23 protein-coding genes are annotated in these 25035 nt (G+C 66.2%); 12 read left to right on the top strand and 11 right to left on the bottom strand.

The annotated features are described in order from the left end of the window. Positions 1–4 precede the first annotated feature (4 nt). Positions 5–733 carry a GntR family transcriptional regulator gene (locus tag ACVINW_RS07960; protein WP_456750781.1) on the top strand — a complete coding sequence of 243 codons (729 nt, stop codon included), beginning with the start codon at positions 5–7 and terminating at the stop codon, positions 731–733. A gap of 140 nt (positions 734–873) precedes the next feature. Here the strand turns inward: ACVINW_RS07960 and atzF are convergent, their stop codons facing one another. Together atzF and ACVINW_RS07950 are read right to left on the bottom strand one after the other, a co-directional pair. Beyond that, complete coding sequence (gene atzF / locus ACVINW_RS07955) at positions 874–2661, bottom strand: allophanate hydrolase (RefSeq protein WP_456750780.1); 1788 nt, start codon at positions 2659–2661, stop codon at positions 874–876. Between the two features lie 213 nt (positions 2662–2874). After that, a complete protein-coding gene (locus ACVINW_RS07950; RefSeq protein WP_456750779.1) occupies positions 2875–3390 on the bottom strand; it encodes a MarR family winged helix-turn-helix transcriptional regulator in 516 nt (171 codons plus the stop codon). A gap of 154 nt (positions 3391–3544) precedes the next feature. On the opposite strand from ACVINW_RS07950, the gene ACVINW_RS07945 reads away from it, so the two are divergent. Continuing rightward, on the top strand, positions 3545–5407 hold the full coding sequence (locus ACVINW_RS07945; RefSeq protein WP_456750778.1) for a feruloyl-CoA synthase: 1863 nt from the start codon (positions 3545–3547) through the stop codon (positions 5405–5407). Between the two features lie 261 nt (positions 5408–5668). On the opposite strand, the gene ACVINW_RS07940 is transcribed toward ACVINW_RS07945, so the two are convergent. Continuing rightward, the gene (locus ACVINW_RS07940) at positions 5669–6193 is read right to left on the bottom strand and encodes a MarR family winged helix-turn-helix transcriptional regulator (RefSeq protein WP_456750777.1); all 525 of its coding nucleotides are present in this window, start codon (positions 6191–6193) and stop codon (positions 5669–5671) included. Positions 6194–6275: 82 nt separating this feature from the next. Here ACVINW_RS07940 and ACVINW_RS07935 point away from each other — a divergent pair, with 82 nt between their 5' ends. Further along, positions 6276–7478, top strand: coding sequence for a cytochrome P450 (locus ACVINW_RS07935; RefSeq protein ID WP_456750776.1), 1203 nt, complete (start codon positions 6276–6278; stop codon positions 7476–7478). A 56-nt stretch (positions 7479–7534) separates the two neighbouring features. Then, the gene (locus ACVINW_RS07930; protein WP_456756337.1) at positions 7535–8761 is read left to right on the top strand and encodes an ABC transporter substrate-binding protein; all 1227 of its coding nucleotides are present in this window, start codon (positions 7535–7537) and stop codon (positions 8759–8761) included. Positions 8762–9009: 248 nt separating this feature from the next. Here ACVINW_RS07930 and ACVINW_RS07925 read toward each other — a convergent pair whose 3' ends face one another. Then, the gene (locus tag ACVINW_RS07925) at positions 9010–10284 is read right to left on the bottom strand and encodes an NAD(P)/FAD-dependent oxidoreductase (RefSeq protein ID WP_456750775.1); all 1275 of its coding nucleotides are present in this window, start codon (positions 10282–10284) and stop codon (positions 9010–9012) included. A gap of 115 nt (positions 10285–10399) precedes the next feature. Then, positions 10400–11806: an MFS transporter gene (locus ACVINW_RS07920; RefSeq protein WP_456750774.1), complete on the bottom strand. Its 1407-nt coding sequence runs from the start codon at positions 11804–11806 to the stop codon at positions 10400–10402. A gap of 180 nt (positions 11807–11986) precedes the next feature. On the opposite strand from ACVINW_RS07920, the gene ACVINW_RS07915 reads away from it, so the two are divergent. Both ACVINW_RS07915 and ACVINW_RS07910 read left to right on the top strand, forming a co-directional pair. Then, positions 11987–12295: a hypothetical protein gene (locus ACVINW_RS07915; protein WP_456750773.1), complete on the top strand. Its 309-nt coding sequence runs from the start codon at positions 11987–11989 to the stop codon at positions 12293–12295. Between the two features lie 35 nt (positions 12296–12330). After that, positions 12331–13227, top strand: coding sequence for a sigma-70 family RNA polymerase sigma factor (locus ACVINW_RS07910; protein ID WP_456750772.1), 897 nt, complete (start codon positions 12331–12333; stop codon positions 13225–13227). Positions 13228–13332: 105 nt separating this feature from the next. Here ACVINW_RS07910 and ACVINW_RS07905 read toward each other — a convergent pair whose 3' ends face one another. After that, positions 13333–14064 (bottom strand): DUF805 domain-containing protein, encoded by a 732-nt coding sequence (locus tag ACVINW_RS07905; protein WP_456750771.1) that lies wholly within the window; start codon positions 14062–14064, stop codon positions 13333–13335. A 220-nt stretch (positions 14065–14284) separates the two neighbouring features. Between ACVINW_RS07905 and ACVINW_RS07900 the strand changes: the two genes are divergently transcribed. The 5 genes from ACVINW_RS07900 (at position 14285) to ACVINW_RS07880 (ending at position 19083) form a co-directional block, all read left to right on the top strand. After that, positions 14285–15457, top strand: coding sequence for an ABC transporter substrate-binding protein (locus ACVINW_RS07900; RefSeq protein ID WP_456750770.1), 1173 nt, complete (start codon positions 14285–14287; stop codon positions 15455–15457). 271 nt (positions 15458–15728) lie between these two features. Next, on the top strand, positions 15729–16646 hold the full coding sequence (locus ACVINW_RS07895; protein ID WP_456750769.1) for a branched-chain amino acid ABC transporter permease: 918 nt from the start codon (positions 15729–15731) through the stop codon (positions 16644–16646). Then, a complete protein-coding gene (locus ACVINW_RS07890) occupies positions 16643–17590 on the top strand; it encodes a branched-chain amino acid ABC transporter permease (RefSeq protein WP_456750768.1) in 948 nt (315 codons plus the stop codon). The genes ACVINW_RS07895 and ACVINW_RS07890 overlap by 4 nt, the downstream gene beginning before the upstream one ends. Before the next feature lie 4 nt (positions 17591–17594). Further along, entirely contained in the window at positions 17595–18362 is a 768-nt protein-coding gene (locus ACVINW_RS07885) for an ABC transporter ATP-binding protein (RefSeq protein WP_456756336.1), read from the top strand. Beyond that, a complete protein-coding gene (locus ACVINW_RS07880; protein ID WP_456750767.1) occupies positions 18355–19083 on the top strand; it encodes an ABC transporter ATP-binding protein in 729 nt (242 codons plus the stop codon). Before ACVINW_RS07885 ends, ACVINW_RS07880 begins: the two co-directional genes overlap by 8 nt. Positions 19084–19339: 256 nt before the next feature. Here the strand turns inward: ACVINW_RS07880 and ACVINW_RS07875 are convergent, their stop codons facing one another. The 5 genes from ACVINW_RS07875 to ACVINW_RS07855 are packed head-to-tail and all read right to left on the bottom strand — an operon-like array spanning position 19340 to position 23807. Then, positions 19340–20611 (bottom strand): MFS transporter, encoded by a 1272-nt coding sequence (locus ACVINW_RS07875; protein ID WP_456750766.1) that lies wholly within the window; start codon positions 20609–20611, stop codon positions 19340–19342. 46 nt (positions 20612–20657) lie between these two features. Further along, the gene (locus ACVINW_RS07870; protein ID WP_456750765.1) at positions 20658–21101 is read right to left on the bottom strand and encodes a cupin domain-containing protein; all 444 of its coding nucleotides are present in this window, start codon (positions 21099–21101) and stop codon (positions 20658–20660) included. Positions 21102–21140: 39 nt separating this feature from the next. Continuing rightward, positions 21141–21944 carry an alpha/beta fold hydrolase gene (locus ACVINW_RS07865; protein ID WP_456750764.1) on the bottom strand — a complete coding sequence of 268 codons (804 nt, stop codon included), beginning with the start codon at positions 21942–21944 and terminating at the stop codon, positions 21141–21143. 54 nt (positions 21945–21998) lie between these two features. Beyond that, positions 21999–22547 carry an NAD(P)H-dependent oxidoreductase gene (locus ACVINW_RS07860; RefSeq protein ID WP_456750763.1) on the bottom strand — a complete coding sequence of 183 codons (549 nt, stop codon included), beginning with the start codon at positions 22545–22547 and terminating at the stop codon, positions 21999–22001. A gap of 27 nt (positions 22548–22574) precedes the next feature. Further along, positions 22575–23807 (bottom strand): acyl-CoA dehydrogenase family protein, encoded by a 1233-nt coding sequence (locus tag ACVINW_RS07855; protein WP_456750762.1) that lies wholly within the window; start codon positions 23805–23807, stop codon positions 22575–22577. Between the two features lie 425 nt (positions 23808–24232). Between ACVINW_RS07855 and ACVINW_RS07850 the strand changes: the two genes are divergently transcribed. Then, the gene (locus ACVINW_RS07850) at positions 24233–25033 is read left to right on the top strand and encodes a response regulator transcription factor (protein ID WP_456750761.1); all 801 of its coding nucleotides are present in this window, start codon (positions 24233–24235) and stop codon (positions 25031–25033) included. Positions 25034–25035 lie beyond the last annotated feature (2 nt).

Raw genomic sequence — 25035 nt, 5'->3', positions numbered from 1 at the left:
AACCATGAGCCTGGACGATCTTCCGACCCGCGCGCAGCAAGCCGAGGCCGAGCCGCTGGTGCCGCGCGTCGATCGCCCGTCGTCGCTGGTCGACAAGATCACCCGCGCCGAGGAGTTGCGCCTGCAACTCGCCGACGAGATCGTGCGCGGCACGCTGCCGCCCGGGGCGGCTCTCGACGAGACCGACCTTGCGCGCCGGTTCAACGTGTCGCGCACCCCGGTGCGCGAGGCGCTGCGGCAGCTCGCCGCCAGCGGCTTGATCGATGCCCGCGCGCACCGTGGCGCGGTGGTGGCGCGGCCCTCGCTGGAGCGGCTCACCGGCATGTTCGAGGCGATGGCCGAGCTGGAAGCGCTCTGCGCCGGCCTTGCCGCCGAGCGGATGATTCCGGCCGAGCGTCACGCGCTGGAGGCGGTCCATGAGGAATTGCGGGTGTTGAGCTACACCGGCAATCCCGAGCGCTTCCACGAGGTCAATGAGCGCTTCCACAACGCGATCTATGCCGGTTCGCAGAACGCCTATATCGCCGAGATCACGCTGGCGACGCGGGTGCGGGTGCAGCCGTTCCGCCGCGCCCAGTTCCGCAACCTCGGGCGTTTGGCGAAGTCGCACGCCGAGCACGACCGCGTCGTTGTCGCCATCCTGCGCGGCGACAAGCAAGGTGCCGCCGCTGCGATGCGCGCCCATATCGAGCAGGTGCGCGGGGAGTACGAGACCTACGCGGTGTCGGTGTAACGCTCGCGCAAACCCATCAACGCTGTCATTCCGGGGCGCCGCAAAGCGGCGAGCGGAATCCATTCGTCGACAACGCGTGCGGCCCGATGGATTCCGGGTTCGCGCCAAGAGGCGCGCCCCGGAATGACGATGGGGGGCTGCTACCCCTTCGCCCGCTCCGCCATGAACGCCCGCCAGCCGCCGTAGCCCGAGATATCCGTCGCGCCGGTGACCGCGGCGGGCTCGACGATGAAGCCTTTGGCCTCGCGTCCGTCGGCGAGCCTGATGGTGCCGATCGACAGCGGCGGCGGGATCGCGGCGACGAATGTGCCGAACGCGGCCGGCGACATTGCCCACAGCTCGAGCTTGATCGCGTGGCCCGCGCCGGCCGCGACACGCAGCATGCCGGGCTTGGGCGGCGTGGTGTCGAGCGCGTAGAGCTTGTAGTCCGCCGCGGTGACGGTCTCTTCCTGCAGGCGCGCATCGAGCGTCGTCAATTCGTGGTTCAGCGCCATGCCGGACAGATGCGCGCCGACCACCGCGATCGTGATCTCGTTTGGCGTCGCCTGCGCCGGCACGGCGGCGAGCGGCGGCTGCGGGAGCGCCTTGGCGCTGATGGCAAGCTTGGTGTCGGCGTGGAACACGCGGCCGATGCCGGCGAGCGCGGCGTCGCGGCCGGCCGGCGCCAGCAGCGTGATGCCGAACGGCGCGCCGTCGGTCCGCATCGCCGCCGGCAGCGCCAGGCCGCAGAGATCGAGCAAATTGACGAAATTGGTGTAGGTGCCGAGCCGCGAATTCAGCTCGATCGGATTGGCCAGCACGTCGGCGGTGGAATAGACCGTCGGTGCGGTCGGCAGCACGATGGCGTCGCACTCCGCGAAAGTGCGCGCGGCGACGCGGCGCAGCGCCTGGAGACGATACAGCGCCGAGAACGTATCGGCCGCGGTGAGCCGCGCGCCGCCGATCGTGATCTCGCGTGTCACCGGATGGATCGCGTCCGGCGCCGACGCCAGGAGGTCGCGGATCACCAGATAGCGCTCGGCGACCCAGGGGCCCTCATAGAGCAGCCGCGCGGTCTCATAGAACGGCTCGAGATCGAATTCGACGAGTTCGGCGCCGAGCGACTGCCAGCGCGTCAACGCCTCGCCATACGCTGTCTCCGCTTTGCGGTCGCCGAAGAAGATCAGCTGGCCGCTGCTGGGAATACCGAGCTTCGGCTTCGTCGGGAATGTCGCGAGCGGCGCCAGCGGCCGGTCGCGCAAGTACGGATCGGCATCATCCGGCCCGGCCATCACCGCGAGCGCGGCCAGCGCATCGTCGACGGTGAGCGAGAACACCGAGATGCAGTCGAGCGTGCGGCAGGCCGGCACCAGCCCGGTGTTCGGGATCAACCCGAGGCTCGGCTTGAGGCCGACGATGTTGTTGAGCATCGCCGGCACGCGGCCGCTGCCCGCGGTGTCGGTGCCGAGCGACAGCGGCACCAGGCCCGCGGACACCGCGACCGCGGAGCCCGAACTCGATCCACCCGGCACCAGGTCGCCACGCACCGGATTTTTGGGAATGCCATAGGGCGAGCGCACGCCGACCAGGCCGGTCGCGAACTGGTCGAGATTGGTCTTGCCGATGATGATCGCGCCGGCCGCGCGCAGCCGCGCGACCGCGGTGGAATCCCGTGCCGGCGTGTAAGCGAAAGCCGGGCAGGCTGCGGTGGTCGGCAGGCCCGCGACGTCGATATTGTCCTTCACCGCGACCGGCACGCCATAGAGCGGCAGCGTCGGATCGGTGAGCCGCGCGGCCTCGGCGAGCGCGTCCTGCTCGTCGCGCAGGCTGATGAAGATGGCGGGGTCGTTATGCGCGCGGATGCGCTGGTAGCTGCGCGCCACGGTTTGCGCCGGCGTCATGCTCCCGGCGCGGTGTGCGGCAACGATCGCGGCGACAGTTTCAGTCACGTGGTTGGCCTCGTCTCTGGTGCGGCACCGCCGCGAGGGAATTGCGGCCTGATCGAAGCAAGCAATGTGCCATTGTGTACAATTCACCCGCGCCCATCGCGTGGCGGATTATCATACAATATCAGTCGCTTGAAATAGTCGCCGAGAACTGCCGCGGATCGGCCGGTGAGTGCGATTGCCCATTTCTTGGGCTGATACGGCCAAGCCGCCAGATCAGGTGAAGCAGGTGAGGATCCGCAGCAGCTGCTCGCGATTCTCTTTGCCGATCTTCTCGGCGACATGCCGCTCATGCTCGGCGGCGAGCCGCTTGAATTGCGCCAGCGCGGTCTTGCCGCGCGCGGTCAAGTGCAGCGCGTGGGAGCGGCGGTCGGTGGCGGACGGGATGCGGCTGACGAAGTCGCGCTCCTCCAGGCTGTCGAGCAGATGCACCAGCCGCGCGCGCTCGATCCCGAGCCGCTTGGCGACCGCCATCTGGCTCAGGCCCGGATTGGCCCCGATCACGGTCATGACCGAATATTGGGTCGGGCGGATATCGACGGTCGCCAGCGTCTTGATGAAGTCCTGGAAGATCCAGAGCTGGAAGCGCCGCACCGCATAGCCGGCGTGGCCGACCAGTGCGTCGAGGCCGATGTCATCGCCGGCATGCGCCCCGCCATTGATCGCCCGCGCGCGGGGACGGCGGATTGCCGCTGCTGCCGGCTTGCGCGATGTCTTTTGACGGATTGCCATCACCGCAAGGCTAGCGCGCCTGAGGCGGGAGGGAAAGATTGTTGTTGACGACAACAATTGATGTCCGCAACATTATCGCCAAGAGCCCGGCCGGGACCGCGCCGCCGCATCATGTTGCAGCGCGATCCCGCAAAATGCGGGCGAGGAGGAAACGATGACGATCGCCACTGCCGGCGGTGACAATCCGGACAGCCTGTTCGCGACGCCCGCGATCGTTGCCGTCAGGCGCGACGACGGCAGCATCCTGGTTCGATCCACCACGCCGCTCAAAGACAGCGCCCGCTGCGTCGGCGACTGGCTCGAGCACTGGGCGCGGCAGGCGCCGGACCGCATCTTCCTCGCTGAGCGCGCCAGCACCGAGGTACCCTGGAGCACCGTGAGCTATCGCGACGCGCTCGCCATCGTCCGGCGCGCCGCGTCGTGGATTTTGGCGCAGGGGCTGAGCGCCGAACGGCCGCTCGTCATCCTGTCCGACAATGGCATCGACCACGCATTGTTCGCGCTCGCCGCCCAGCATGTCGGCGTGCCATCGGCTGCGATCTCGCCGGCCTATTCGCTGATGTCGAAAGACTTCGACAAGCTGAAGGGCATGATCAGCCTGCTCGATCCCGGCGCGATCTATGTCACAGGCATCAAGCCGTTCGCGGCGGCGCTGGCCGCGATCAACCCGCTGCATCGGGCGACCATCGTCAGCGGCAATCCCGACGATGCCGATGCGCTGGCGTTCCGCACCATCGCGGCGACGCCGCAATCGCCGGAGGTCGCCACGGCGTTCGCGGCGGTGACGCCGGACACGATCGCAAAATTCCTGTTCACCTCGGGCTCGACCGGCACGCCGAAAGCCGTGATCAACACCCAGCGCATGCTGACCTCGAGCCAGCAGGCCAAGGCGCAGACCTGGACGTTCCTGGAGCAGGCCGGCAGCGAGCTCGTGATTCTGGATTGGCTGCCCTGGAGCCACACCTTCGGCGCCAACCACAATTTCAATCTGGTGCTGCGCAACGGCGGCACGCTCTACATCGACGGCGGCAAGCCGGCGCCCGGGCTGTTTTCCGCCTCGCTCGCCAATCTGCGCAGCGTGGTGCCGACGGTCTATTTCAACGTGCCGCGCGGCTTCGACATGCTGATCGCGGCGCTGCGCACCGACGACGAGCTGCGCCGCAAATTCTTCGAGGGCAGCAAATTCGCCTTCTATGCCGGCGCAGCGCTGCCGCAGAATTTGTGGGATGCGCTGGAGGAATTGTCGCTCGCCACCGTCGGCCGCAAGCTGCCGATGGTGTCGGCCTGGGGCTCGACCGAGACTTCGCCGCTTGCGACCGATTGTCACTTCCTCGCCAAACGCTCCGGCAATATCGGCGTGCCGATCCCGGGCACCGAACTCAAGCTGGTGCCGTCGGGTGACAAGCTCGAGGTGCGCGTGCGCGGGCCCAATGTCACACCGGGCTACTGGAAGGCACCCGAGCTGACCGCACAGGCTTTCGACGACGAGGGCTTCTACAAGATCGGCGACGCCGTCACCTTTGCCGATCCCGACCGGCCCGATCTCGGCCTGTTCTTCGACGGCCGGGTGGCGGAGGATTTCAAGCTCAATTCCGGCACCTGGGTCAGCGTCGGCACCTTGCGCGTCGCTGGCATCGCGGCGCTGGCGCCGCTCGCGCAGGACATCGTCGTCGCGGGTCACGGCCGCGACGAGGTGCGCTTCCTGGTGTTCCCGAACCTCGCCGCCTGCCGGTCGCTGGCAGGATTGCCCGAGACCGCCGATGCGCGCGAGGCGATCGGCCACACGGCGGTCCGCTCCGCGATCGGGCAGGGGCTGGCGCGGCTGAAAGCGCAGGGCGGTCATTCCTCCGGCCACGCCACCCGCGCGCTGTTGCTCGCCGAGCCCGCCTCGGTCGACGGCGGCGAGATCACCGACAAGGGCTACGTCAACCAGCGCGCCGTGCTGACCCGCCGCGCCGCAGCAGTGGCGGTGCTGGAGGACAATGCTTCGGCCGAGCCGATCGCTTGCGCCGGGTGAGACTGTAAGGGAGGTACCAACGGAACGGTTCCCTCCCCCCTGACCTGTGGGCGACGTTACAGGTCTCGGCATGGGACCTGACGCCGCACTCGTTCACCTTTATAGTTGCTATAGCAACTAGTCTGTGCGAGTTTTCGCCCCATAGGGACAAGGCCGGCCAACGGCCTCGCGTTTGGGAGGACGATGTTGCGCAGCAGCGCGCGAGCAGCACGCTTTGAAGAGCTGATGAATACCGCGGCGGCGCAGCGCCCAGCCGCGCCGTCAGCTCGTGCTCTGCCCGGTCACGGCGCCGAGGTTCTCGTGCAGCCGGCGCAGCAGGTCGATCAGCACCTCGCGCTCGTTCTTCTTCAGGCACGACAGCAGCCGCCGCTCGCGCTCCAGCGCCGCGACGATCACCTTGTCGTGGATGGCGCGTCCGCGCGCGGTCAGGGTGATCGAATGGGTGCGGCCGTCGTCGGGCGCGGTGCGGATCGTCAGCAGGCCGCGCTTCTGCAGCGCCGCGAGGTTGCGGCTGACCGGCCCCTTGTCGAAGCCGATCACCTGGCAGATCCGGGAGGCCGGAATCCCCGGTTCGATCGCCAGTTGCGAGATGATTCGCCACTCGGTGACGTTGACGCCGAAATTCTTTTGGTAAAATGCAGTGGCGCTGTTCGACAGCTTGTTGCCGATGAAGGTGATGAACGCCGGCACATAGCGGTTGAGGTCCAGCAGCGGGCCATCGGTGGCATCTGCGGGATCGGCCGGTCTGGGCCGGCGGGGCTTTCGGGGGAGGGGCTGACTGCTCATCTCTTAAATCATCGCTGCGAAACCGCTCGGGAGCAAGTGACATGCGGCCCGTGTTGACAAGAACAAACCTCGGGAGGTCCCGATGACTGCAACAGCAGGGACATCCGTCCCGCATCTCGACGTCGATCCGTTTGCGCTCGACTTCTTCGCCGATCCGTTCCCGACCCATCAGCGGCTGCGCGAGGCCGGGCCGGTGGTCTATCTCGACAAGTGGAATGTCTATGGCGTGGCGCGCTACGCCGAGGTCCATGCCGTCCTGAACGATCCTGCGACCTTTTGCTCCAGCCGCGGCGTCGGCCTCAGCGACTTCTCCAAGGAGAAGCCGTGGCGGCCGCCGAGCCTGATCCTGGAGGCCGATCCGCCTGCCCACACCCGGACCCGCGCGGTGCTGAGCACCGTGCTGTCGGCGACCGTGATGAAGCAGCTTCGCGGGCAGTTTGCCGCGGCCGCGGAGGCTCGCCTCGATGTGTTGCTGGAGAAGCGCCGGTTCGACGCGATCGCAGACCTTGCCGAAGCCTATCCGCTATCGATCTTCCCGGATGCGCTCGGCTTGCGGCCCGAGGGCCGCGAGAATTTGCTGCCCTATGCAAGTCTGGTGTTCAATGCCTTCGGCCCACCGAACCAGCTGCGCAAGGAGGCGATCGAGCGCTCGGCGCCGCACCAGGCCTATGTCGCCGAGCAGTGCCAGCGCGACAATCTCGCGCCTGATGGCATCGGCGCCTGCATCCATGCCCATGTCGATAGCGGCGCCATCACGGCGACCGAGGCGCCGCTCTTGGTGCGTTCGCTGCTGTCGGCCGGGCTCGACACCACGGTCAACGGCATCGGTGCCGCCGTCTACTGCCTCGCCCGCTTCCCGGACCAGTTCGAGAAGTTGCGCAGCGATCCGACGTTGGCGCGCAACGCCTTCGAGGAGGCCGTGCGGTTCGAAAGTCCGGTGCAGACCTTCTTCCGCACCACGACCCGCGACGTCGAACTCAGCGGTGAAAGCATTCCCGAAGGCGAGAAGGTGCTGATGTTCCTCGCCGCGGCCAACCGCGATCCGCGCCGTTGGGAAAACCCTGATAGCTACGACATCACGCGCCGCACCTCGGGGCATGTCGGTTACGGCTCGGGCATCCACATGTGCGTCGGCCAGCTGGTCGCCCGCCTCGAAGGCGAGGTGATGATGGCGGCGCTGGCACGCCGCGTCGCCAGCATCGAAATCACCGGGGAGCCGAAGCGGCTTTTCAACAACACGCTGCGCGGGCTGAGCAGCCTGCCGGTCGAGATCGCGCCGGCCTGACGGGAAGCCTGAAGCCGGCAACGGGATTAGCTGAGGAGAAACGGGGGATGCGATCGATGAGGGGCTTCGGGGCTGGGCGATGTGGGGTTGGGCTTGCGCTGGCATTGGTTTGCGCCGCGGGCAGCGCACACGCGGAGATATCCGACAATGTGGTGCGCGTCGGCGTGCTCAACGACATTTCCGGCATCTTCCAGGACACCAACGGCATGGGCTCGGTGGAGGCCGCGCGGATGGCCGCCGAGGATTTCAACGGCGGGGCTAAGGGCATCAAGGTCGAGATCGTCTATGCCGATCACCAGAACAAGGCGGACGTGGGATCGGCGATCGCGCGCAAATGGCTCGACGTCGAAGGCGTCGACGCTATCGTCGACGTGCCGAACTCGGCGGTCGGCCTCGCCATCAACACCGTGCTGCGCGATTCCAGGATGACGTTCCTGGCGTCGTCGACCGCGAGCTCCGATCTCACCGGCAAGGCCTGCTCGCCGAACACCATTCAGTGGGTCAACGACGCCTGGGCGACCGGCAACACCACCGCGGCCGCGATGATGCAGCGCGGCGGCAAGGACTGGTATTTCGTGACGGTCGACTACGCTCTCGGCAGAGGCATCGAAGCCGAGGCGACCAACTATATCGAGAAGCACGGCGGCAAGGTGCTGGGCTCGAGCAAGCATCCGCTCGGCACCTCGGACTTCGCGTCGTTCCTGCTGCAGGCGCAGAACTCGAAAGCGAAGGTGATCGGCCTCGCCAATGCCGGCGGCGACACCATCAATGCGGTGAAGCAGGCAGCCGAGTTCGGCATCCAGGAAGGCGGCCAGACCATGGTGGCGTTCCTGCTGTTCGTCAACGACATCCACGGCATGGGCCTGAAGGTGGCGCAGGGCCTGCAACTGCTGGAAGCCTTCTACTGGGACATGAACGACGACACCCGCGCGTTCGCCAAGCGCTTTGCCGCGCGCCCCGGCATGAACGGCAAGATGCCGAGCGGCAACCAGGCCGGCGTCTATGCGGCGACGCTCGCTTACCTCAATGCGGTGGCTGCCACCGGCAGCGACGACGCCAAACTCGTGGTGCCGCAGATGAAGACCTTCAAGGGCAAGGACAAACTGTTCGGCGACACCACGATCCGCCAGGACGGCCGGGTCATCCACCCGATGTATCTGTTCGAGGTGAAGAAGCCGGACGAGTCGAAATACCCCTACGACTATTACCGACTGATCGCGACCATCCCCGCCGAGCAGGCATTCCGGCCGCTGGCGGAGGGCGGGTGCCCGCTGGTGAAGTAGCATTGGCGTACGGAGCCTGCATTCGGCCGCTCACCGCATCAGGCGGTGGGGTGAGGCGGCTTGCCATGCAGCTGGTTCTTCCGTCATCCTGAGGAGGCCGCAAAGCGGCCGTCTCGAAGGATCGACGGCCCCGCTGTCGCCGCCAGACGATCAACGTACGCCCAGCGATCGGGGCCGTGCATCCTTCGAGACGCGGCCAAGAGGCGCTCCTCAGGATGACGGGGTTAGAGTCGCGCACGGAAGCGGGCCTACTGCGCCACCTTGCTGCTGCCTTGGGTGATCAGCCGCGCGGCGCGCTGGTCGCGGGTGTGGATCCAGAGCCAGTTCATCGCGACCGCAATGCGGTTGCGCACGCCGATCAGGAAGTAGATGTGGGCGAGACCCCAGATCCACCATGCCAGCGAGCCGCGTAGCTTGAGCCAGCCGAAATCGATCACCGCCTTCTTCTTGCCGATCTGCGCGAGGCTGCCGGCGTGCTTGTAGCGGAACGGCGGCAGCGTCTTGCCGTCGAGCCGGGCCTTGATCAGGGCGGCGACGTAGCGCCCCTCCTGCTTGGCGGCCGGCGCGATGCCGGGCACCGGATTGCCGTCGGGACCCTTGATGGTGACGGTGTCGCCGACCGCGAAGATGTCGGGATGGCCGGGCACGGTGAGGTCCGGCTCGACCTCAAGCCGGTGGGCGCGATCCGCCGGCGCGTTCAGCCACTCGGCAGCGCGTGAGGCGCGCACGCCGGCGGCCCAGACGATGGTGCGGGCCTCCAACCGCTTGCCGCCGAACACCACGCCATCGGCCGAGCATTCGGTGACCGGCTGGCCCAGCATCACCTCGACGCCGAGTTTCTCCAGCGACGCCTGCGCATAGGCTGAGAGATCGTCGGGAAATCCAGCCAGCACGCGCGGCCCGGCTTCGATCAGCACCACGCGCGCCTTGCGGGTGTCGATGTGGCGGAAGTCGTGCGGCAGCGTGTCCTTGGCGAGGTCGGCGATGGTGCCGGCCATCTCGACGCCGGTCGGCCCGGCGCCGATGATGACGAAGGTCAGCAGCGCCGCGCGCTTGTCGGGATCGGTCTCGCGCTCGGCGCGCTCGAAGGCGACCAGGATGCGCCGTCTGAGCGTGGTGGCGTCTTCCAGCGTCTTCAGGCCGGGCGCGAACGGTTCCCATTCGTCATGGCCGAAATAGGCGTGGCGCGCGCCGGTGGCGAGGACCAGCGTGTCATAGGGAACACTGCCGCCGTCGTCGAGCTCGACTTGCTTCGCCGCCGCGTCGATGCCGCAGACATTGGCGAACAGCGTCGTCACCTCGGGCCGGTCGCGCAGGAGATAGCGGATCGGCCAGGCGATCTCGCTGGTCGCAAGCGACGCGGTCGCGACCTGGTAGAGCAGCGGCTGGAACAGATGGTGGTTGCGGCGGTCGATCAAGGTGATCTCGACCGGCGCGCCGGCGAGGCCGAAGGCTGTTTCCAATCCGCCGAAGCCGGCGCCGACGATCACCACGCGATGAGGTTTGGCCGGCGCTTGCGTCATCTGATGTCGCCCTCGGTTTCGAACGGCTTCGTCGCCTGATTATGTAATCATTCGCAGCCTCATTCCAACATGAAATGCCCGATCGCCCGATAGCAAAAGCCAATCGCTGCGCGTCTCACGCATCCTGCGGCGCGGATGCGGCGGCGACCCGTCGTCGCATCGGCAGGAACAATCCCGCGATCGCACCGGCGAAGGACAGCATTGCCGCAAGGCTCATCGCCGCGGCGAATCCATCGCTGAAATGTCCGGATGAATCGGCCGCGCCGTTGGCCGCGAAGCTCGCCACCAGCGCGGCGATGCCGAACATCCCGCCGAGGAAGCGGCCCATGTTGAAGATGCCGGACGCCTTGCCCATCTCGCTGACCGCGACCGCGCTCAGCACCGCATTCTGCGCCGCCGGCATCGCCATCGACACGCCGACGCCCGCGAGCACCAGCGGCGCGACCAGCGCGGAATACGTCACCGTGGGGCTGACGATCTCGCTGATCCAGCCGAGCCCGACCGCCTGCATCAGCAGGCCGGTGACGACAAGCGTGCGCTCGCCGAACCGGTTGACGACGGCGCCGGCAATCGGCGCCGTGATGAACAGCGTCGCGGTCCACGGCAGCAACCGAAGTCCGGCGCCGAAGGCATCGAAGCCGAGCACGATCTGCAGGAACTGCGGCAGCAGGAACAGCACGCCATACATCGCGGCGTAGAACAGCACGCTCGCCGCCATGCCGGATGCAAATGGCCTGGCCGCGAACAGCCGCATCGGCACCATCGGGTTCGCCGTGCGCTGCTCCCACAGCACGAACATCGTTGAAAGCGCGACGCCTGCGATCAACGCGCCCGTGACTTCCGCGCTGGCCCATCCGACGCCGTTGCCGCGCAACAGGCCCCAGACCAGCGCCAGCGCCGCAAGCGCGACCAGCGTCAGTCCAGCGATGTCGAGCGGCGCTTTTGGCCCAAAACTTTCGCGCAGGCGCGCGATCACAAGCGCGATCGCGACGAGGCCGATCGGCAGGTTGATCCAGAAGATCCAGCGCCAGCCGAGGTGCTCGGTGATGAAGCCGCCGATCGCGGGACCGATGATCAGCGCGCAGCCGGTGATGCCGCTGAAAATGCCGAGCGCACGGGCGCGCTCTTCGCGGCCGAACGCGCCGCTCAGGATCGCCATCGCCAGCGGCATCACCAGCGCCGCGCCGGCGCCCTGCAAGGCGCGGGCGGCGATCAGTGAACCGGCATTGCCGGCCAGCGCGCAAGCCGCCGATGCCACGATGAACAGGCCGATCCCGGCCGCGAACATCCGGCGCCGCCCAAAGCGGTCGCCGAGCGCAGCACCGGTCAAGAGCAGCACCGCGAAGGTCAAATTGAAGGCGTTGACGGTCCATTGCAGCGTTTCCACCCGGCTGCCGAAATCGGCGCGGATGGTGGCGAAGGCCGTGGTCATGATCATGGCGTCCAGCGCCATCATGAAGGATGCCAGCGCGGTGAGGCCGAGCACCCAGCGCTGTTCGGTACGCTGTTCAGGGGTCTGCATGGGGGGTCTCCGGTGACGTGCCGCAGGCTGCGGCGCGCTTCGCAGGCCAGGACGAACCGAGCCGGGCAAAGGATGCGGAGGAGAATTATTTTTGCCGGGCCGCATCCTTTGGCCGCCCGCGAACGTCCTTGGGTCTGACGCGGCCGGTTCAGGCCGCAGGACCCGGCCAAGGAGGCTGCGATGAGACGGACCCTGATCAGGTACAAGACCAAGCCGGAGCTGGCGGAGAAGAATGCCGCGCTGGTGGCGGCGGTGTTTGCCGAGCTGAAGGCGGCGAGCCCGGAGGGCGTGCGCTACATGACGCTGCGGCTGGAGGACGACACTTTCATCCACATGGTCGAAACCGCCGCCGACGACGGCTCGAGCCCGATCCCGAAGCTGGCCGCATTCCAGGCCTTCCAGGACGGCATCCGGGATCGTTGCGCCGAGCCGCCGCTGGTTCGCAGTGCGGTGATTGTCGGCAATTATCGTATGCTGGATGAGCCGTGAACCGGCGAGCAGTGGATCGATCTGGCGGAGCCATCATGACGTCACCACCCCAAGTGCCCGCCGCGACCGACGTCGAGGCGCTGCTGGCGGCGATGCGGCCAAGGCTGCATCGCTACTGCGCGCGCATGGTCGGTTCGGTGATCGACGGCGAGGATGTGCTGCAGGACGCGCTGATCAAGGCGATGCAGGCCTTCGCGTCCGCAACCCCGATCCAGAATCCGCAAGCCTGGTTGTTCCGGATCGCGCACAACACCGCGCTCGATTTCCTCAGGCGGCGCAACCGCCAGGACGCGCTCCACGCTTCGGAGGAGGTGGACATGATGGCTGCAGAGCTCGATGATGTCGGCCGTCGCGAGATCGCGGCAAGCAGCCTGCGCACCTTCATGCGGCTGCCGGTGGCACAGCGCTCCAGCGTGATCCTGATGGACGTACTCGGCTGCTCGTTGCAGGAGGTCTGCGGCATCATGGACTTCAGCCTGCCCGCGGTGAAGGCGGCGCTGCATCGCGGCCGCACGCAATTGCGCGCGTTCGCCGGCGAACCGGATGACGCGCCGCGGCCCGGCCTGTCGCCGGCCGACCGCACCAGGCTGAACGCCTATGTCAGCCACTTCAACGCCCGCGACTTCGACGCCATCCGCGCCATGATCGCCGACGATATCCGGCTCGAGCTCGTCAACCGGACGCGGCTGAACGGCAAGGCCGAGGTCTCACGCTACTTCGGCAATTATGCGAAGATCGACGACTGGCACCTGGTGACCGGACAGGTCGAGGGACGTCCGGCGATCCTGGTGTTCGCTCCCGATGCGCGCGACGCGCCGCCGCGATCGTTCATGCTGCTCGACTGGTCGGCCGACAAGGTCGCGACGATCAGGGATTTTCGTCATGCGCCCTACGCGATCGACGGGGCTGAGTGGGCGGTGGATCGCGGCTGATTGCCTTCACCGTCATTGCGAGGAGCGAAGCGACGAAGCAATCCATCGTTCCGCAACGCTGAAGCATGGATTGCTTCGCTTCGCTCGCAATGACGTGTCGTGCCACTACCGCGACTTGCCGCCGAACTCGCCGCCGGCGATCCGCGCCATGCGGCTGCCGGCCGCGGCCGGTGTGTTGTTTCGATCGAACATGCCATCGCTGCCGCTCTCGCGCGGCATGGGCGACGTTTTATCGGCATGGCCGCTGCCCGGCCAGAACGTCAGCACCAGGTTCATCACGCCATTGACGGCGGTGCCGACCACCGTTGCGGTGTGCTGATAGGTCAGCGCATATTCGGGAAATCGTCCGGCAATAGCCCTGTCGAGCACCATGAGCGCGATCCATGCCGCCATCACGCAGACCGGATCCCATCCGATGTCGCGGACCCGCATCGATTGCAGCATGAAGCAGACGACGAGCATGCCATAGAAGGCAAAGATCAGCGCGGGGCTGCTCGCGGCCTGCGCCAGCAGCACGTCCGTCCGGCCGCTCGCCGGTGCGTTGCCGGTGATGCCGTAGACCAGCAACAGGAAGCCGATGCCGGTCACGAAGCTGCAGAAGAAGAAGGCCAACCGGCCCATCCGGGCATTGAAGCCGAAGATGTAATTGAGCATGTGACGCACCCCTTTGGGCGCAGCCTCGCCCGGCGATGCTTTCCGGACCATGAAGCCCGCCCGCGCCTGCCGGCCTGTGGTTTCCACGTGCTTTACCGGATCGTTAAAGCCTGCTGCACTGGGGGCGCGGGTTGCCGGAATGGAGGCCCGGCCTGCGACAATCGTTGCCGACGCAACCGGCATTATATTTCTTGCCATGGTCGATTTGGACGAATTATGATGCAAGGTGCTGGGGTATGCGCCGAAGGTTCTAATGGAGCGCCGTCGGTTCATGCTTGCTGCACACTTGCGATATCGCGCACAAAATACGTCACAGAACGACGCGCGCAACGCGTGACCCCCAGGGCCTCGATTAGGCCTCGATTGGCCCTTGCGGGATCTTTGGTTGAGGAGGGGAGTGAATATGAAGAAGGCATTTTGGCTGGCAGGCGCCATGGCGTTGGCGCTGGCGCAGCCCGCGATGGCGGCTGACAGCGTCAAGATCGGCTTCGTCTCGACCTTCAGCGGTCCGACCGCCGTGATCGGCAACGACATGCGCAATTCGTTCGAGCTCGCGCTCGACCATCTCGGCCGCAAGATCGACGGCAAGCCGGTCGAGGTGATCTACGAGGACGACCAGCAGAAGCCCGACGTCGGCAAGCAGAAGACCGAGAAGCTGGTGCAGTCCGACAAGGTCGATTTCATCGTCGGCTACATCTGGTCGAACGTGCTGCTGGCCTCGCTGAAGACCGCGGTCGACAGCAAGACCTTCCTGATCTCCGCCAATGCCGGTCCGTCGCAACTCGCCGGCGAACTGTGCTCGCCTTACGTGTTCTCGACCTCCTGGCAGAACGACCAGACGCCCGCCGCGATGGGCCTCTACATGAACCAGAAGGGCGTCAAGTCGGTATTCCTGATCGGCCCGAACTACGCCGCCGGCAAGGACATGCTGGCGGGCGTCAAGAGCACCTTCAAAGGCGAGGTGGTCGGCGAGGAATATACGGTGTGGCCGAGCCAGCTCGACTTCTCCGCCGAACTGACCAAGGCGCGCAACTCCAAGGCCGAGTCGATCTTCGTGTTCTATCCAGGCGCCGCCGGCGTCCAGTTCCTGAACCAATATGCCCAGGCCGGCATCAAGGCGCAGATCCCGCTCTACACCGCCTTCACGATCGACGAATTGTCGCTGCCGCTGCAGAAGGACAACGCGATCGGCATTCCCGGCGCCCAGGAATGGGTCAACGACCTGCCGAACGCCGAGAACAAGAAGTTCGTCGAGGACTACCGCAAGAAGTATCCCGGCCTGCGTCCGACCTATTACGGCGCGCAGGCCTATGACGCCGCCCAGCTGATCAACAGCGCCGTCGTCGCTGTCAAGGGCGACCTCACCAAGAAGGACGCGATGAAGGCGGAGATGGAGAAGGCCAACTTCAAGTCGCTGCGCGGCCCGTTCAAGTACGGCAACAACCACATCCCGATCCAGAACTTCTATCTGCAGGACGTGGTCAAGGACGCCGACGGCCAGCTCTCGCTGAAGACGGTCGCGACCATCGTCAAGGATGACCAGGACAAATTCCACGACAAGTGTCCGATGAAGTGATTGTCGGGCAATTCTGGCCTGTGGCTTGCTTCTTCACCTTGCCCCGCTCTCTTGTCCGCCGTAGCCCGCCTTCGGGCGAAGGCGGATGCGGGGAGAGGTCAATCGCGAAGCGATTGGGTGAGGGGCTCTTTCCACACATTCGACTCGTGGAAACAGCCCCTCACCCCGACCCTCTCCCCGCGAAGGGCGGGGCGAGGGAGAACAACAAGCCGTAAAGGCGGCGGCGCATGCGCGCTGCCGCTGTTTTGTTTCAGCCCGATATGAAGGATCCATGTATCTCGTCGTCGAACAACTGCTGAACGGCCTGCAATTCGGCCTGCTGCTGTTTCTGCTGGCGGCCGGACTGACGCTGGTGTTCGGCATCATGGATTTCGTCAATCTGGCGCACGGCTCGCTCTACATGATGGGCGCCTATTTCGCGGCGACCTTCGTGGCCTGGACCGGCAGTTTTGTTCTTGGCGCGCTGATGGCGCTGGGTGCCACGCTGCTGCTCGGCATCGCGCTCGAATACGTCGCGCTCAGGCATCTCTACGGCCGCGACCATCTCGACCAGGTGCTGGCGACCTTCGGCCTGATCCTGTTCTTCAACGACGCGGTCCGGCTGATCTGGGGCCCGGCCGGCCTGCCGCTGCCGTTGCCGGCCTGGCTCACCGTGCCGGTGCAGATCATTCCAGGCGTGTACTACCCGGCCTACCGGCTGATGATCATCGTGGTCGCGCTGGCGGTCGCCGCACTGCTCTATCTGGTCGTGATGCGGACCCGCGTCGGCATGCTGATCCGCGCCGGCGCCTCCAACCGCGAGATGATCGGGGCGCTCGGCATCAACATCAAGCTGCTGTTCACGCTGGTGTTCGGCCTGGGCGCCGCGCTCGCCGGCCTCGCCGGACTGATGCAGGCGCCGATCCTCACCGTGCAGATCGGCATGGGCGAGAACATCCTGATCCTGGCTTTCGTCATCATCGTGATCGGCGGCATCGGCTCGATCCGCGGCGCCTTCATGGCCGCGATTTTCGTCGGCATCATCGACACCATGGGCCGCGCCTTCCTGCCTGATCTCTTGCGCAAGGTGTTGAGCGGAGCGGCCGCCTCCACCGCAGCGCCGGCGCTGTCCTCGATGCTGATCTACCTCCTGATGGCGATCATCCTTGTGCTGCGGCCCGAGGGGCTGTTCCCGGCGGCCAAACGATGATGCGAAAGCTCAACGCCCCCAATGCGGTCGCGGCGCTGCTGTGCGCTGCGCTGATCCTGCTGCCGGTCTATTCGGCGGCCACCGGCAATATTTTCATCCTGACGCTGTTCACCCGCATCGCGATCTATGCGCTGGCGGCTGCGAGCCTCAACCTGATCATGGGCTATGGCGGCATGATGAGCTTCGGCCATGCCGCCTATCTCGGCATCGGCGGCTATGCCGTCGGCATCCTCGCCGCCGAGGGCATCGGCTCCGGCTTCATCCAGTGGCCGGTGGCGCTCGCCGTCTCCGCGCTGTTTGCGCTGCTGATCGGCTCGCTCAGCCTGCGCACCCGCGGCGTCTACTTCATCATGATCACGCTGGCCTTTGCGCAGATGGCCTATTACGTCGCCTCCGCGCTGTCGCGCTATGGCGGCGACGACGGCCTCACCGTCTACAAGCGCAGCGATTTCGCCGGCCTGATCAACCTGTCGGACCGCACCCAGTTCTATTACCTCTGCCTGGCCTGCCTGTTCGGCGGCCTCTATCTGATCTGGCGCATCGTCAATTCGCGCTTCGGCCTCGTGGTGCAGGGCGTCCGCTCCAACGAGCAGCGCATGCAGGCGATCGGCTTCCATGCCAACCGTTACCGCCTGGTCTGCTTTGTGATCGCAGGCACGATCTGCGGCCTGGCCGGCGCGCTGCTGGCCAACAACACCGATTTCGTCAGCCCAGCCGTGATGTACTGGACCCGCTCCGGCGATTTGATGGTGATGGTGATCCTCGGCGGCATGGGCTCGCTGTTCGGCCCCGTGATCGGCGCGATCGTCTATCTCCTGCTCGAGGAGCTGCTGTCGCAATTCACCGAATATTCGGGACTGATCCTCGGCCCGGTGCTGCTCTTGATCGTGCTGTTCGCGCGCGGCGGCATCATGGGCCTGCTCGGGAGGATGCGCCGTGTCTGATTCCTTGGCTGAGCCCCTGCTGCGTGTCGACAATCTGGTGCGCCGCTATGGCGGCATCACCGCGACCGACAACCTCTCGATGAAGGTGATCCCGGGCGAGCTGCACGCCATCATCGGCCCCAACGGCGCCGGCAAGACCACGCTGATCAGCCAGCTCACCGGCCAGGTGATGCCGAATTCCGGCACCATCCGCTTCGCCGGCCGCGACGTCACGCATCTGCCGTCCTACAAGCGCTCGAGGCTCGGGCTGGCGCGCTCGTTCCAGATCACCTCGCTGCTCAAGGATTTTTCCGCGATCGACAATGTCGCGCTGGCGGCGCAGGCGCATGACGGCCACTCCTTCCGCTTCTGGGGCAATGCGCGCAAGGAGCGGCATCTGCGCGAGGCCGCGCGGGCGGCGCTGGAGCGTGTCGGCCTCGGCACGCGCGCCGACGTCGTGGTCTCGCAGTTGAGCCATGGCGAGCAGCGCGAACTCGAGCTCGCGGTCGCGCTCGCCACCAAGCCGCAGCTCCTGCTGCTGGACGAGCCGATGGCCGGGCTCGGCGTCACCGAGTCGGCGCGGATGGTCGCGCTGCTGAAGGAGTTGCGCAAGAAAGTCACCATCGTGCTGGTCGAGCACGACATGGAGGCGGTGTTCGCGCTGGCCGATCGCATCACGGTGCTGGTCTATGGCCGCGTCATCGCCTGCGGCGCGCCGGACGCGATCCGCAGGGATGAAGAGGTCAAGCGCGCCTATCTCGGCGAGCAGCATGCGGTGACGCGCCATGACTGATACCAAGGCGGCCGAAACCCTGCTTGAAGTCGATGCGATCGAGACCTGTTATGGCTTGAGCCAGGTGCTGTTCGGCCTGTCGCTCACGATCAAGTCGGGCGAGATGGTCGCGCTGATGGGCCGCAACGGCATGGGCAAGACCACCACCATCCGCTCGATCATGGGGCTCACGCCGGCCCGCGCCGGCGCCATCCGCTTCGCCGGCGAGGCGGTACGCGGCCTGCCGTCGTACAGAATTGCGAAACTCGGCATCGGCCTGGTGCCGGAGGGCCGCCAGATCTTCCCGAACCTGACGGTGCGCGAAAATCTCGTCGCGGCCTCGGGCAATCGGCTCAATGCCTCCGATCCGTGGACGCTGGAAAAAATCCACGCGCTGTTTCCGCGGCTCGCCGAACGCACCGGCAACATGGGCGTCACGCTGTCCGGCGGCGAGCAGCAGATGCTCGCAATCGGCCGCGCGCTGATGACCAACCCGAAGCTCTTGATCCTCGACGAGGCGACCGAAGGCCTCGCGCCCTTGATCCGCGACGAGATCTGGAGCTGCCTGTCGATGCTGAAGGGCCGCGGGCAATCGGTGCTGGTGATCGACAAGAACGTCGGCAACCTCGCCCGCATCGCCGACCGCCACTACATCATCGAGCGCGGCAAGACGGTATGGAGCGGCACCAGCGAGCAGCTGATCGCCGAGCCGGATTTGCAGCACAAGTATTTGGGGATTTGAGCAGCAAGCATTGCTCAGTTACCGTCATTCTGAGGTGCGAGCGGAGCGAGCCTCGAAGGATCGACGGCCCGGTCGGTGGCCGTGCATCCTTCGAGACGCCTGCTGCGCAGGCTCCTCAGGATGACGGATCACGGGATCAAAACATCTCGAACTATTCGCGGTGCTTCCCGTCCGGCATCTCGGTCTGGAAGCGTTCGATTTCTCGTCCACGAACTCGGTATCCGGGATTTTAACGCGGCCTGCAGTTCGGTGGTCGCTATTCCGCGGGGCTTTCGATCGGCTCGGTCCGGCCGATTTTTTCCCGGGCGAGGATCACCAGCAGCGCGACGATGACGGCCTCGATGATCACAAAGGCGGCGAAGGCACCGGTGAACGAGCCGCCGGAGGCGTTGATGATGGCTCCCATCAACCAGGGCGCCACGAACGCCGAGAAGATGCCGAACACTTCGGCATAGCCGATCGCGGCCGGGGCGAGGGCGTCGGAATATTTCTCGCTCAGCAATGCGAAAATCGCGCCGCCGCCCAGCAGCGCGATGCCGCTGAGTGCGGCCAGCAGTACCAACGCGGCGAACGGCATCGGCGTGACGACGCTCCACAGGAACATCAGCGCGGTCAGCAACGCCAGCACGGCGGTGAGCTTGATCATGAAGGGTTTGCCGAGCCGGTCCGACATGTAGCCGCCGATCATGAGGAAGACCACCTGGGACAGGCCCATCACGGTGCCGATCACGGCTCCGGCTTCCGGTGCCATATGCTGGACGGTGATGAAGGCCGGGACCACCCAGGTGGCGGTGCCGGCGATCGCGAAGGTGCAGGCGACGATGCCGAAGCCGCCGACCGCGATCCATTTCGAGCGGAAGATCTCGGCGAGCGGCAGCGCTTCATGCGCCGGCTCGTTGCCCCAGCTGAAATTGGCAATGCCGAGCTCGCGCGGACCGTTGCGGACCACAAGGGCGTCGATCGCGGCGACGATTAGCGTGCCGATTGCCAGCACCGCGAAGAAGGTGCGCCAGCTCGTGGCCAATGTCAGCGGAATGCCGAGTGCGAAATCCATGGTGATGGCGAGGCTATAGGCTGCCAGGATCATGCCGACGACGGAGCCGCGCCGGCTCTGCGGGAACCAGCCGAAGATCAGCTTCATGTTGCCGATGAAGATGCCGGCATCGAAGAAGCCGATCACGAGCCGCAGCACGACGAGTTCGATGTAGCTCTGCACGAACACCTGCAACACCATGCCGAGCCCGGTGCCCGCGAGCCCGATCAGCAGCATGTTGCGCGCCGACATCGATCGGCTGACCGGAGACCAGACCACCATGCCGATGCCGTAGGTGAGGGCGAAGATGCCCTGGGCGAGACCGGCCTCGGCAGGATTGAGCTTGAGCGTTTCCGATACGAAGGGAAGCACGGCGGCGAACGCGTACCAATCCGCGGCAAGAAAGATCTCGCACAGGATCGCGAGCAGCAGCATGCCTTTTTGCCAGCCTGCAATCCTCTGGCGATCGGTCTCGGAAATGGTGGTCCAGCTCATGATGGGTCCTCTCGGTGATCGCGATCAAATGGAGATGAATACGCCGTCAGGCCGGTGGCGGCAGGAAATCGACCTCGTGCTCGGCGGCGATGCGCACCACCTCCTGCGGGTCCGGAACATTGTGGATGCGCTCGAACAACGTCTTCAGCGAGCGGGTCGGCGCCACCCAGAACAGGCTGGTCGCGGTCTCGCCCGATCGATTGAAGATCCCGTGCGGCACTCCCTTGGGCATGCGGACCAGGTCGCCGGCCCCAGCGACAAAATCCTTGCCGTCGAGCCACAGGTCGTAGCGGCCGCTCAGGACGTAGATGAATTCGTCCTGCGTCGGATGCACGTGCGGGGGGACGAAGGTGCCGTCCGGAAACACCGCGTGCCAGGCCATCGAGGCTTCGGATTGCTGCTTTAAGGTGTAGGTCTGACCCAGGATGTTCCAGACGATATCGCCGAAGCCTTCGTTGTTTGCCGTGACGCCGGGAGGCATGTCGATCATGGTGGTGTCCTTTGGTGTTGCGGGATTGCGTTCGGCCGTTCAGCCGGCGAGGAAATCGGTGACGTGACGAGCGGCCGCCGGTGTTTCCTCGAATACGAGATGTCCGGTCGCCGGCACCAGGACGAGACGTCCGTCGGCAAGGCCGGCGATCCACGCGTGTGCCTGGGCGGTCGGACGCAAGCGATCCTCGGCGCCCCAGAGAACGAGGGTCGGCGCGCCGATCCGGTGCAGCCAATGCGCGAGCTTCGGGTTACCCTGCGGGTCGTTGCGGATCAGCTTGGCGAAGCCCGTGACCTCGCGCCCGAGCCGCGCGTCGAATGCAGGATCTGGGTTTTGCGGGAAATAGCGTAGGGCCGCCGCCGGATCGTGCGCGAGGTAGGACGGCAGCTCGTGCGGAGCGATCTCGAACAGCCCGGGTGCCGGCGCGTCAGCGACGACGAGCCCGGCGGGGGCGACCAGCACGAGCCGGCGCACCCGTTGCGGTTGGCGGATCGCAAATTCGGCGGCAAGCCATCCGCCGAGGGAAAATCCGGCGAGGTCGAATGTGTCGAGACCCAGCCGGTCGAACAGGTCCATATAGTGCAGGACATGATCCTCAGCGGTGTCGATCACGTCCGCATCGCCGGAATCGCCGAAGCCGATATGATAGGGGATGACCACGCTGTGCCGGGTGGCCCACGCACGTGCCATCTCGAAGCCGGTAAAGGTGCCGGTGCCGTGCAGGAACACCAGCGCTGGTCCGCTTCCGATGCTGTGGACCACGGTCCGCGCGCCGTTGATATCGTATTCCGAGCGGGTGAAGCCGGTCAGGTCGGGCAAAGCCTTGGCGGCAGCATCAGGCATGATCGGAGTCTCCGGTTGAAGGCGGCAAGGCTGTGCAGGGAGCGTTGAGGTTGCTCATGCGGCGTCGGCGCGACGGCCCCTCAACAGAGCGGCGAACTGTTCGGCCGCATTGGCGATCCGCGCAGTGATGATCGGCGGCAGCGGTGCGCCGGACGCGAGCTCGCCGCGGCTGGCGTAGATTGCGGTCGACACGGTGCAGGCCTCGAAGAAGCCGAACAGCGGCCGCAGCTGATGCTCAACCACCAGGGAGTGGCGCAGCCCGCCGCCGACGGCCGTCAGCACCACGGGACGATTGCGCAGCGTGTTGGGCTCGATCAGGTCGAAGACGTGCTTGAACAGGCCCGGATAGGAGCCCTGGAACACCGGACAGCCGATCACGAGGCCGTCGGCCTGCTCGATGGCCTCGATCACGATGCGGGCGTGCTCGTCGAGCGCGGCCCGGGTAAATCCGGCGATGCCGGGACCGGCATCGACCAGATCGAGAACCTCGAATGTGAGCGGATGTCGGACGTGCAGCTCGGCGCCGACGGCCTCGACCAGGGCGCGCGCCTTGGACGGTCGCCAGGTGTTGCCGCAGAAACCGACGATGCGGGGCTTCGTCACGTGACCACCCTCATCCGATGGCAAGCCTCAGCCTGCGACGCCGAACACGGTCCAATGCGATCCGGGAGCGGGCAGGCCGAGCAGGGCGCGTCCGCATTCCTCGACGATCTGGTCGGCCATCAGGATGTGCTGCGTCCCGGAATGGATGTCGCGATAGAAGCGCTGCATCGGCGTGTTGTGCAGCGAAGCGCCCCGCGCGGCGCGGTGCGCGAAGGTGGCGGTGTCGGAAATCACGTCGTGAATGTGGCGCAGCGACAGCTTGATCATCGTCATCTGGTCGAGCGTCGGAGTTTCGCCGCGCGCGCAAGCGTCCGACACCTCGCGCCAGGTCTCGTGCACCAATGCCCGCGCGGCGCGGAAGCGCGCCTCGACCTGGGCGAACTGGAACTTGAAGCTCGCGCTCTCGCTCGATTTGCCGAAAGCGTCCTGGCGCTGCACGATGACCTTGACGAGTTCATCGAGCATGCGGCGCCCGACGCCGACCGCCCAGCCGGAATGTGCCCAGGCACTGTAGCCGGCAAGGCCGAGCGCGCCCTGCACGCCGCCGCGGCGGGGCGCGCCGATGTCGAAGTCGTAGGTCATATGGGTCGGCACGAACAGCTCGGTGCCTTCGCTGATGGTGTAGTCGAAGCTGCCGGTGGCGCGCAGGCCGAGCACATCCCAGTTGCCCATCAGCTTGATGGTCGCGCGCGGGTGATGGGTGACCACGATCTTGGGCTGGCCGTTGGGGCCCATCACGATGTCCTTGCCGGTCGGATCGGTGACGAAGCAGCCGGAATGCACCCATTCGGCGTGCTGGATGCCGCTGCCATAGGCCCAATTGCCGCGGATCATGTAGCCGCCATCGACCGGCCGGGCGAAGCCGCGCGGCACGCCGTTTCCGGCAATGGTGATGTCGGGACCGTTGGCGAAGACCTGCTTGATCCCTTCGTCCTCGACATAGATCGCGAGGGTGGTGCCTTCCATGTTGTTGCCGATCACGCACCAGCCGGCCGAAGCGTGGACGTAGGACAGGCGCTCGATCACCGTCATCGCGTCGAACGGCAGCAATTCCGCGCCGCCGACCTGTTTCGGAAACAGCATGGTGTAGATGCCGGCCTTGCGCAGCGCGGCGACCACGTCGTCGGTGAGATAGCCCTGGGCCTCGGCGTCGGCTGCCCTGGCTTCCACCAGCGGCAGCAGCGCGTCGAGACGGGCGTGAAACTCGGCGGCGGTCGTGGTGCCGGATGGCCTGGCGACGCGCTGGGCAGATACGTTCATGGTCGAGATCTCCAGGTCGGACGTTCCCGCCGCGTGCACCAGCCGGTGACGCGAGGGGTGGTTGAAATCGGACGGCGGGATCCTGCCCGGGCGCGGGCACGGCTCTGCCTTTGCCCGCCATGGGTTGGGCGAGCGGCGGAGCGTGCCTGTGATCGATGTCATGTCCCGCCGGAACCGCGCGACGGCGGTCTAAGCCGGCACGCAGGCTCGCGCGATTGCGATGTCACGATGCTAGGAGACGGCTCCGGAACCCGGCAATCCCCCAGCATGGGGGGATCGCGGCCATGGCTCGCGCCCGATCTGAAGCATTGCTGCCGCTTCTTTTCGCTTGACCAATCGTGAGGCAGCGCAGAAATTTTAATCCTATAAGATCCGTCAACGGCGCAGCTGTCCGGGGGGGCTGGTGCAGCGCGAGCGCGCAAGGAGTGGCGGTGGCTGCGGGACGAATGCAGTTGGATCATCTGCCTGAGCGCCGGCTCGCCGATGGGCTCATGTCCATCGCTGAGAGCCGGTCGGTGCATGGACTCGGCGTGGCCTGCTGCGCGGCGATCAGCAGCCTGACCGGCTCTCCGACCGTCGGCCTCTATCTGCTCGACGGTGCCGAGCCCGAGCTGGTTTACAGCCGCCATGTCGCGGAGGGCCTGCTCGACAATTACAGGGCGGGTTTCTGGAAACGCGATCCGGTGCTCGACTGCATCCTGACCGGTGGCCGGGTCGTCGACGGCGCGTCGCTGCATGGCTCAGCGCATTGGCATCGCAGCGCGTCGTTCGAGATGCTGAGGGAGTGGGGCTTCAGCTACAACATGGGCGGCCCATTGCGGTGCGGCCACAAGATCATTGGCGTGCTGTTCACTGCGACGACGGATGCCGAAGCTCCGTACACCCCGCTGTTGCAGCAGCGGATGGACATGCTGTGCCGGGCGGGCTCGCTCGCCGTGACGAACATGATGAATTCAGGTGAGCTCGAGCGGAAGCACGAGGCCATCGCGTTGCCGGAGCGCGCGGTGTTGCCGCAGCCGTCCATGCTCGCGCTGCGGCTCCCGCCACGCTCGGCCGATGTCGCAATCCGGATTTGCCGCGGCCAGACCAACAAGGAAATCGCGCGCGAGATGGGGATCTCGGATCAGACCGTCAAGGAACACGTCGCCAATCTCTGCCGGCGGTTTGGCGCGCACAACCGCACCGAACTGGCGGCGCGCCTGTTGCGCGACAGCTCGCGCCATTGAGG

It is taken from the genome of Bradyrhizobium sp. USDA 4461 (assembly GCF_054055655.1).
This window is presented reverse-complemented; position numbering and strand designations above follow the sequence as displayed.

Bases quoted from the DNA above. Each gene is read 5' to 3' on its own strand.
- ACVINW_RS07960 (WP_456750781.1), top strand. From the start codon at position 5: ATGAGCCTGGACGATCTTCCGACCCGCGCGCAGCAAGCCGAGGCCGAG.
- ACVINW_RS07950 (WP_456750779.1), bottom strand. From the start codon at position 3,390: ATGGCAATCCGTCAAAAGACATCGCGCAAGCCGGCAGCAGCGGCAATC.
- ACVINW_RS07945 (WP_456750778.1), top strand. From the start codon at position 3,545: ATGACGATCGCCACTGCCGGCGGTGACAATCCGGACAGCCTGTTCGCG.
- ACVINW_RS07940 (WP_456750777.1), bottom strand. From the start codon at position 6,193: ATGAGCAGTCAGCCCCTCCCCCGAAAGCCCCGCCGGCCCAGACCGGCC.
- ACVINW_RS07935 (WP_456750776.1), top strand. From the start codon at position 6,276: ATGACTGCAACAGCAGGGACATCCGTCCCGCATCTCGACGTCGATCCG.
- ACVINW_RS07930 (WP_456756337.1), top strand. From the start codon at position 7,535: ATGAGGGGCTTCGGGGCTGGGCGATGTGGGGTTGGGCTTGCGCTGGCA.
- ACVINW_RS07925 (WP_456750775.1), bottom strand. From the start codon at position 10,284: ATGACGCAAGCGCCGGCCAAACCTCATCGCGTGGTGATCGTCGGCGCC.
- ACVINW_RS07920 (WP_456750774.1), bottom strand. From the start codon at position 11,806: ATGCAGACCCCTGAACAGCGTACCGAACAGCGCTGGGTGCTCGGCCTC.
- ACVINW_RS07915 (WP_456750773.1), top strand. From the start codon at position 11,987: ATGAGACGGACCCTGATCAGGTACAAGACCAAGCCGGAGCTGGCGGAG.
- ACVINW_RS07910 (WP_456750772.1), top strand. From the start codon at position 12,331: ATGACGTCACCACCCCAAGTGCCCGCCGCGACCGACGTCGAGGCGCTG.
- ACVINW_RS07905 (WP_456750771.1), bottom strand. From the start codon at position 14,064: ATGCCGGTTGCGTCGGCAACGATTGTCGCAGGCCGGGCCTCCATTCCG.
- ACVINW_RS07900 (WP_456750770.1), top strand. From the start codon at position 14,285: ATGAAGAAGGCATTTTGGCTGGCAGGCGCCATGGCGTTGGCGCTGGCG.
- ACVINW_RS07895 (WP_456750769.1), top strand. From the start codon at position 15,729: ATGTATCTCGTCGTCGAACAACTGCTGAACGGCCTGCAATTCGGCCTG.
- ACVINW_RS07890 (WP_456750768.1), top strand. From the start codon at position 16,643: ATGATGCGAAAGCTCAACGCCCCCAATGCGGTCGCGGCGCTGCTGTGC.
- ACVINW_RS07880 (WP_456750767.1), top strand. From the start codon at position 18,355: ATGACTGATACCAAGGCGGCCGAAACCCTGCTTGAAGTCGATGCGATC.
- ACVINW_RS07875 (WP_456750766.1), bottom strand. From the start codon at position 20,611: ATGAGCTGGACCACCATTTCCGAGACCGATCGCCAGAGGATTGCAGGC.
- ACVINW_RS07870 (WP_456750765.1), bottom strand. From the start codon at position 21,101: ATGATCGACATGCCTCCCGGCGTCACGGCAAACAACGAAGGCTTCGGC.
- ACVINW_RS07865 (WP_456750764.1), bottom strand. From the start codon at position 21,944: ATGCCTGATGCTGCCGCCAAGGCTTTGCCCGACCTGACCGGCTTCACC.
- ACVINW_RS07855 (WP_456750762.1), bottom strand. From the start codon at position 23,807: ATGAACGTATCTGCCCAGCGCGTCGCCAGGCCATCCGGCACCACGACC.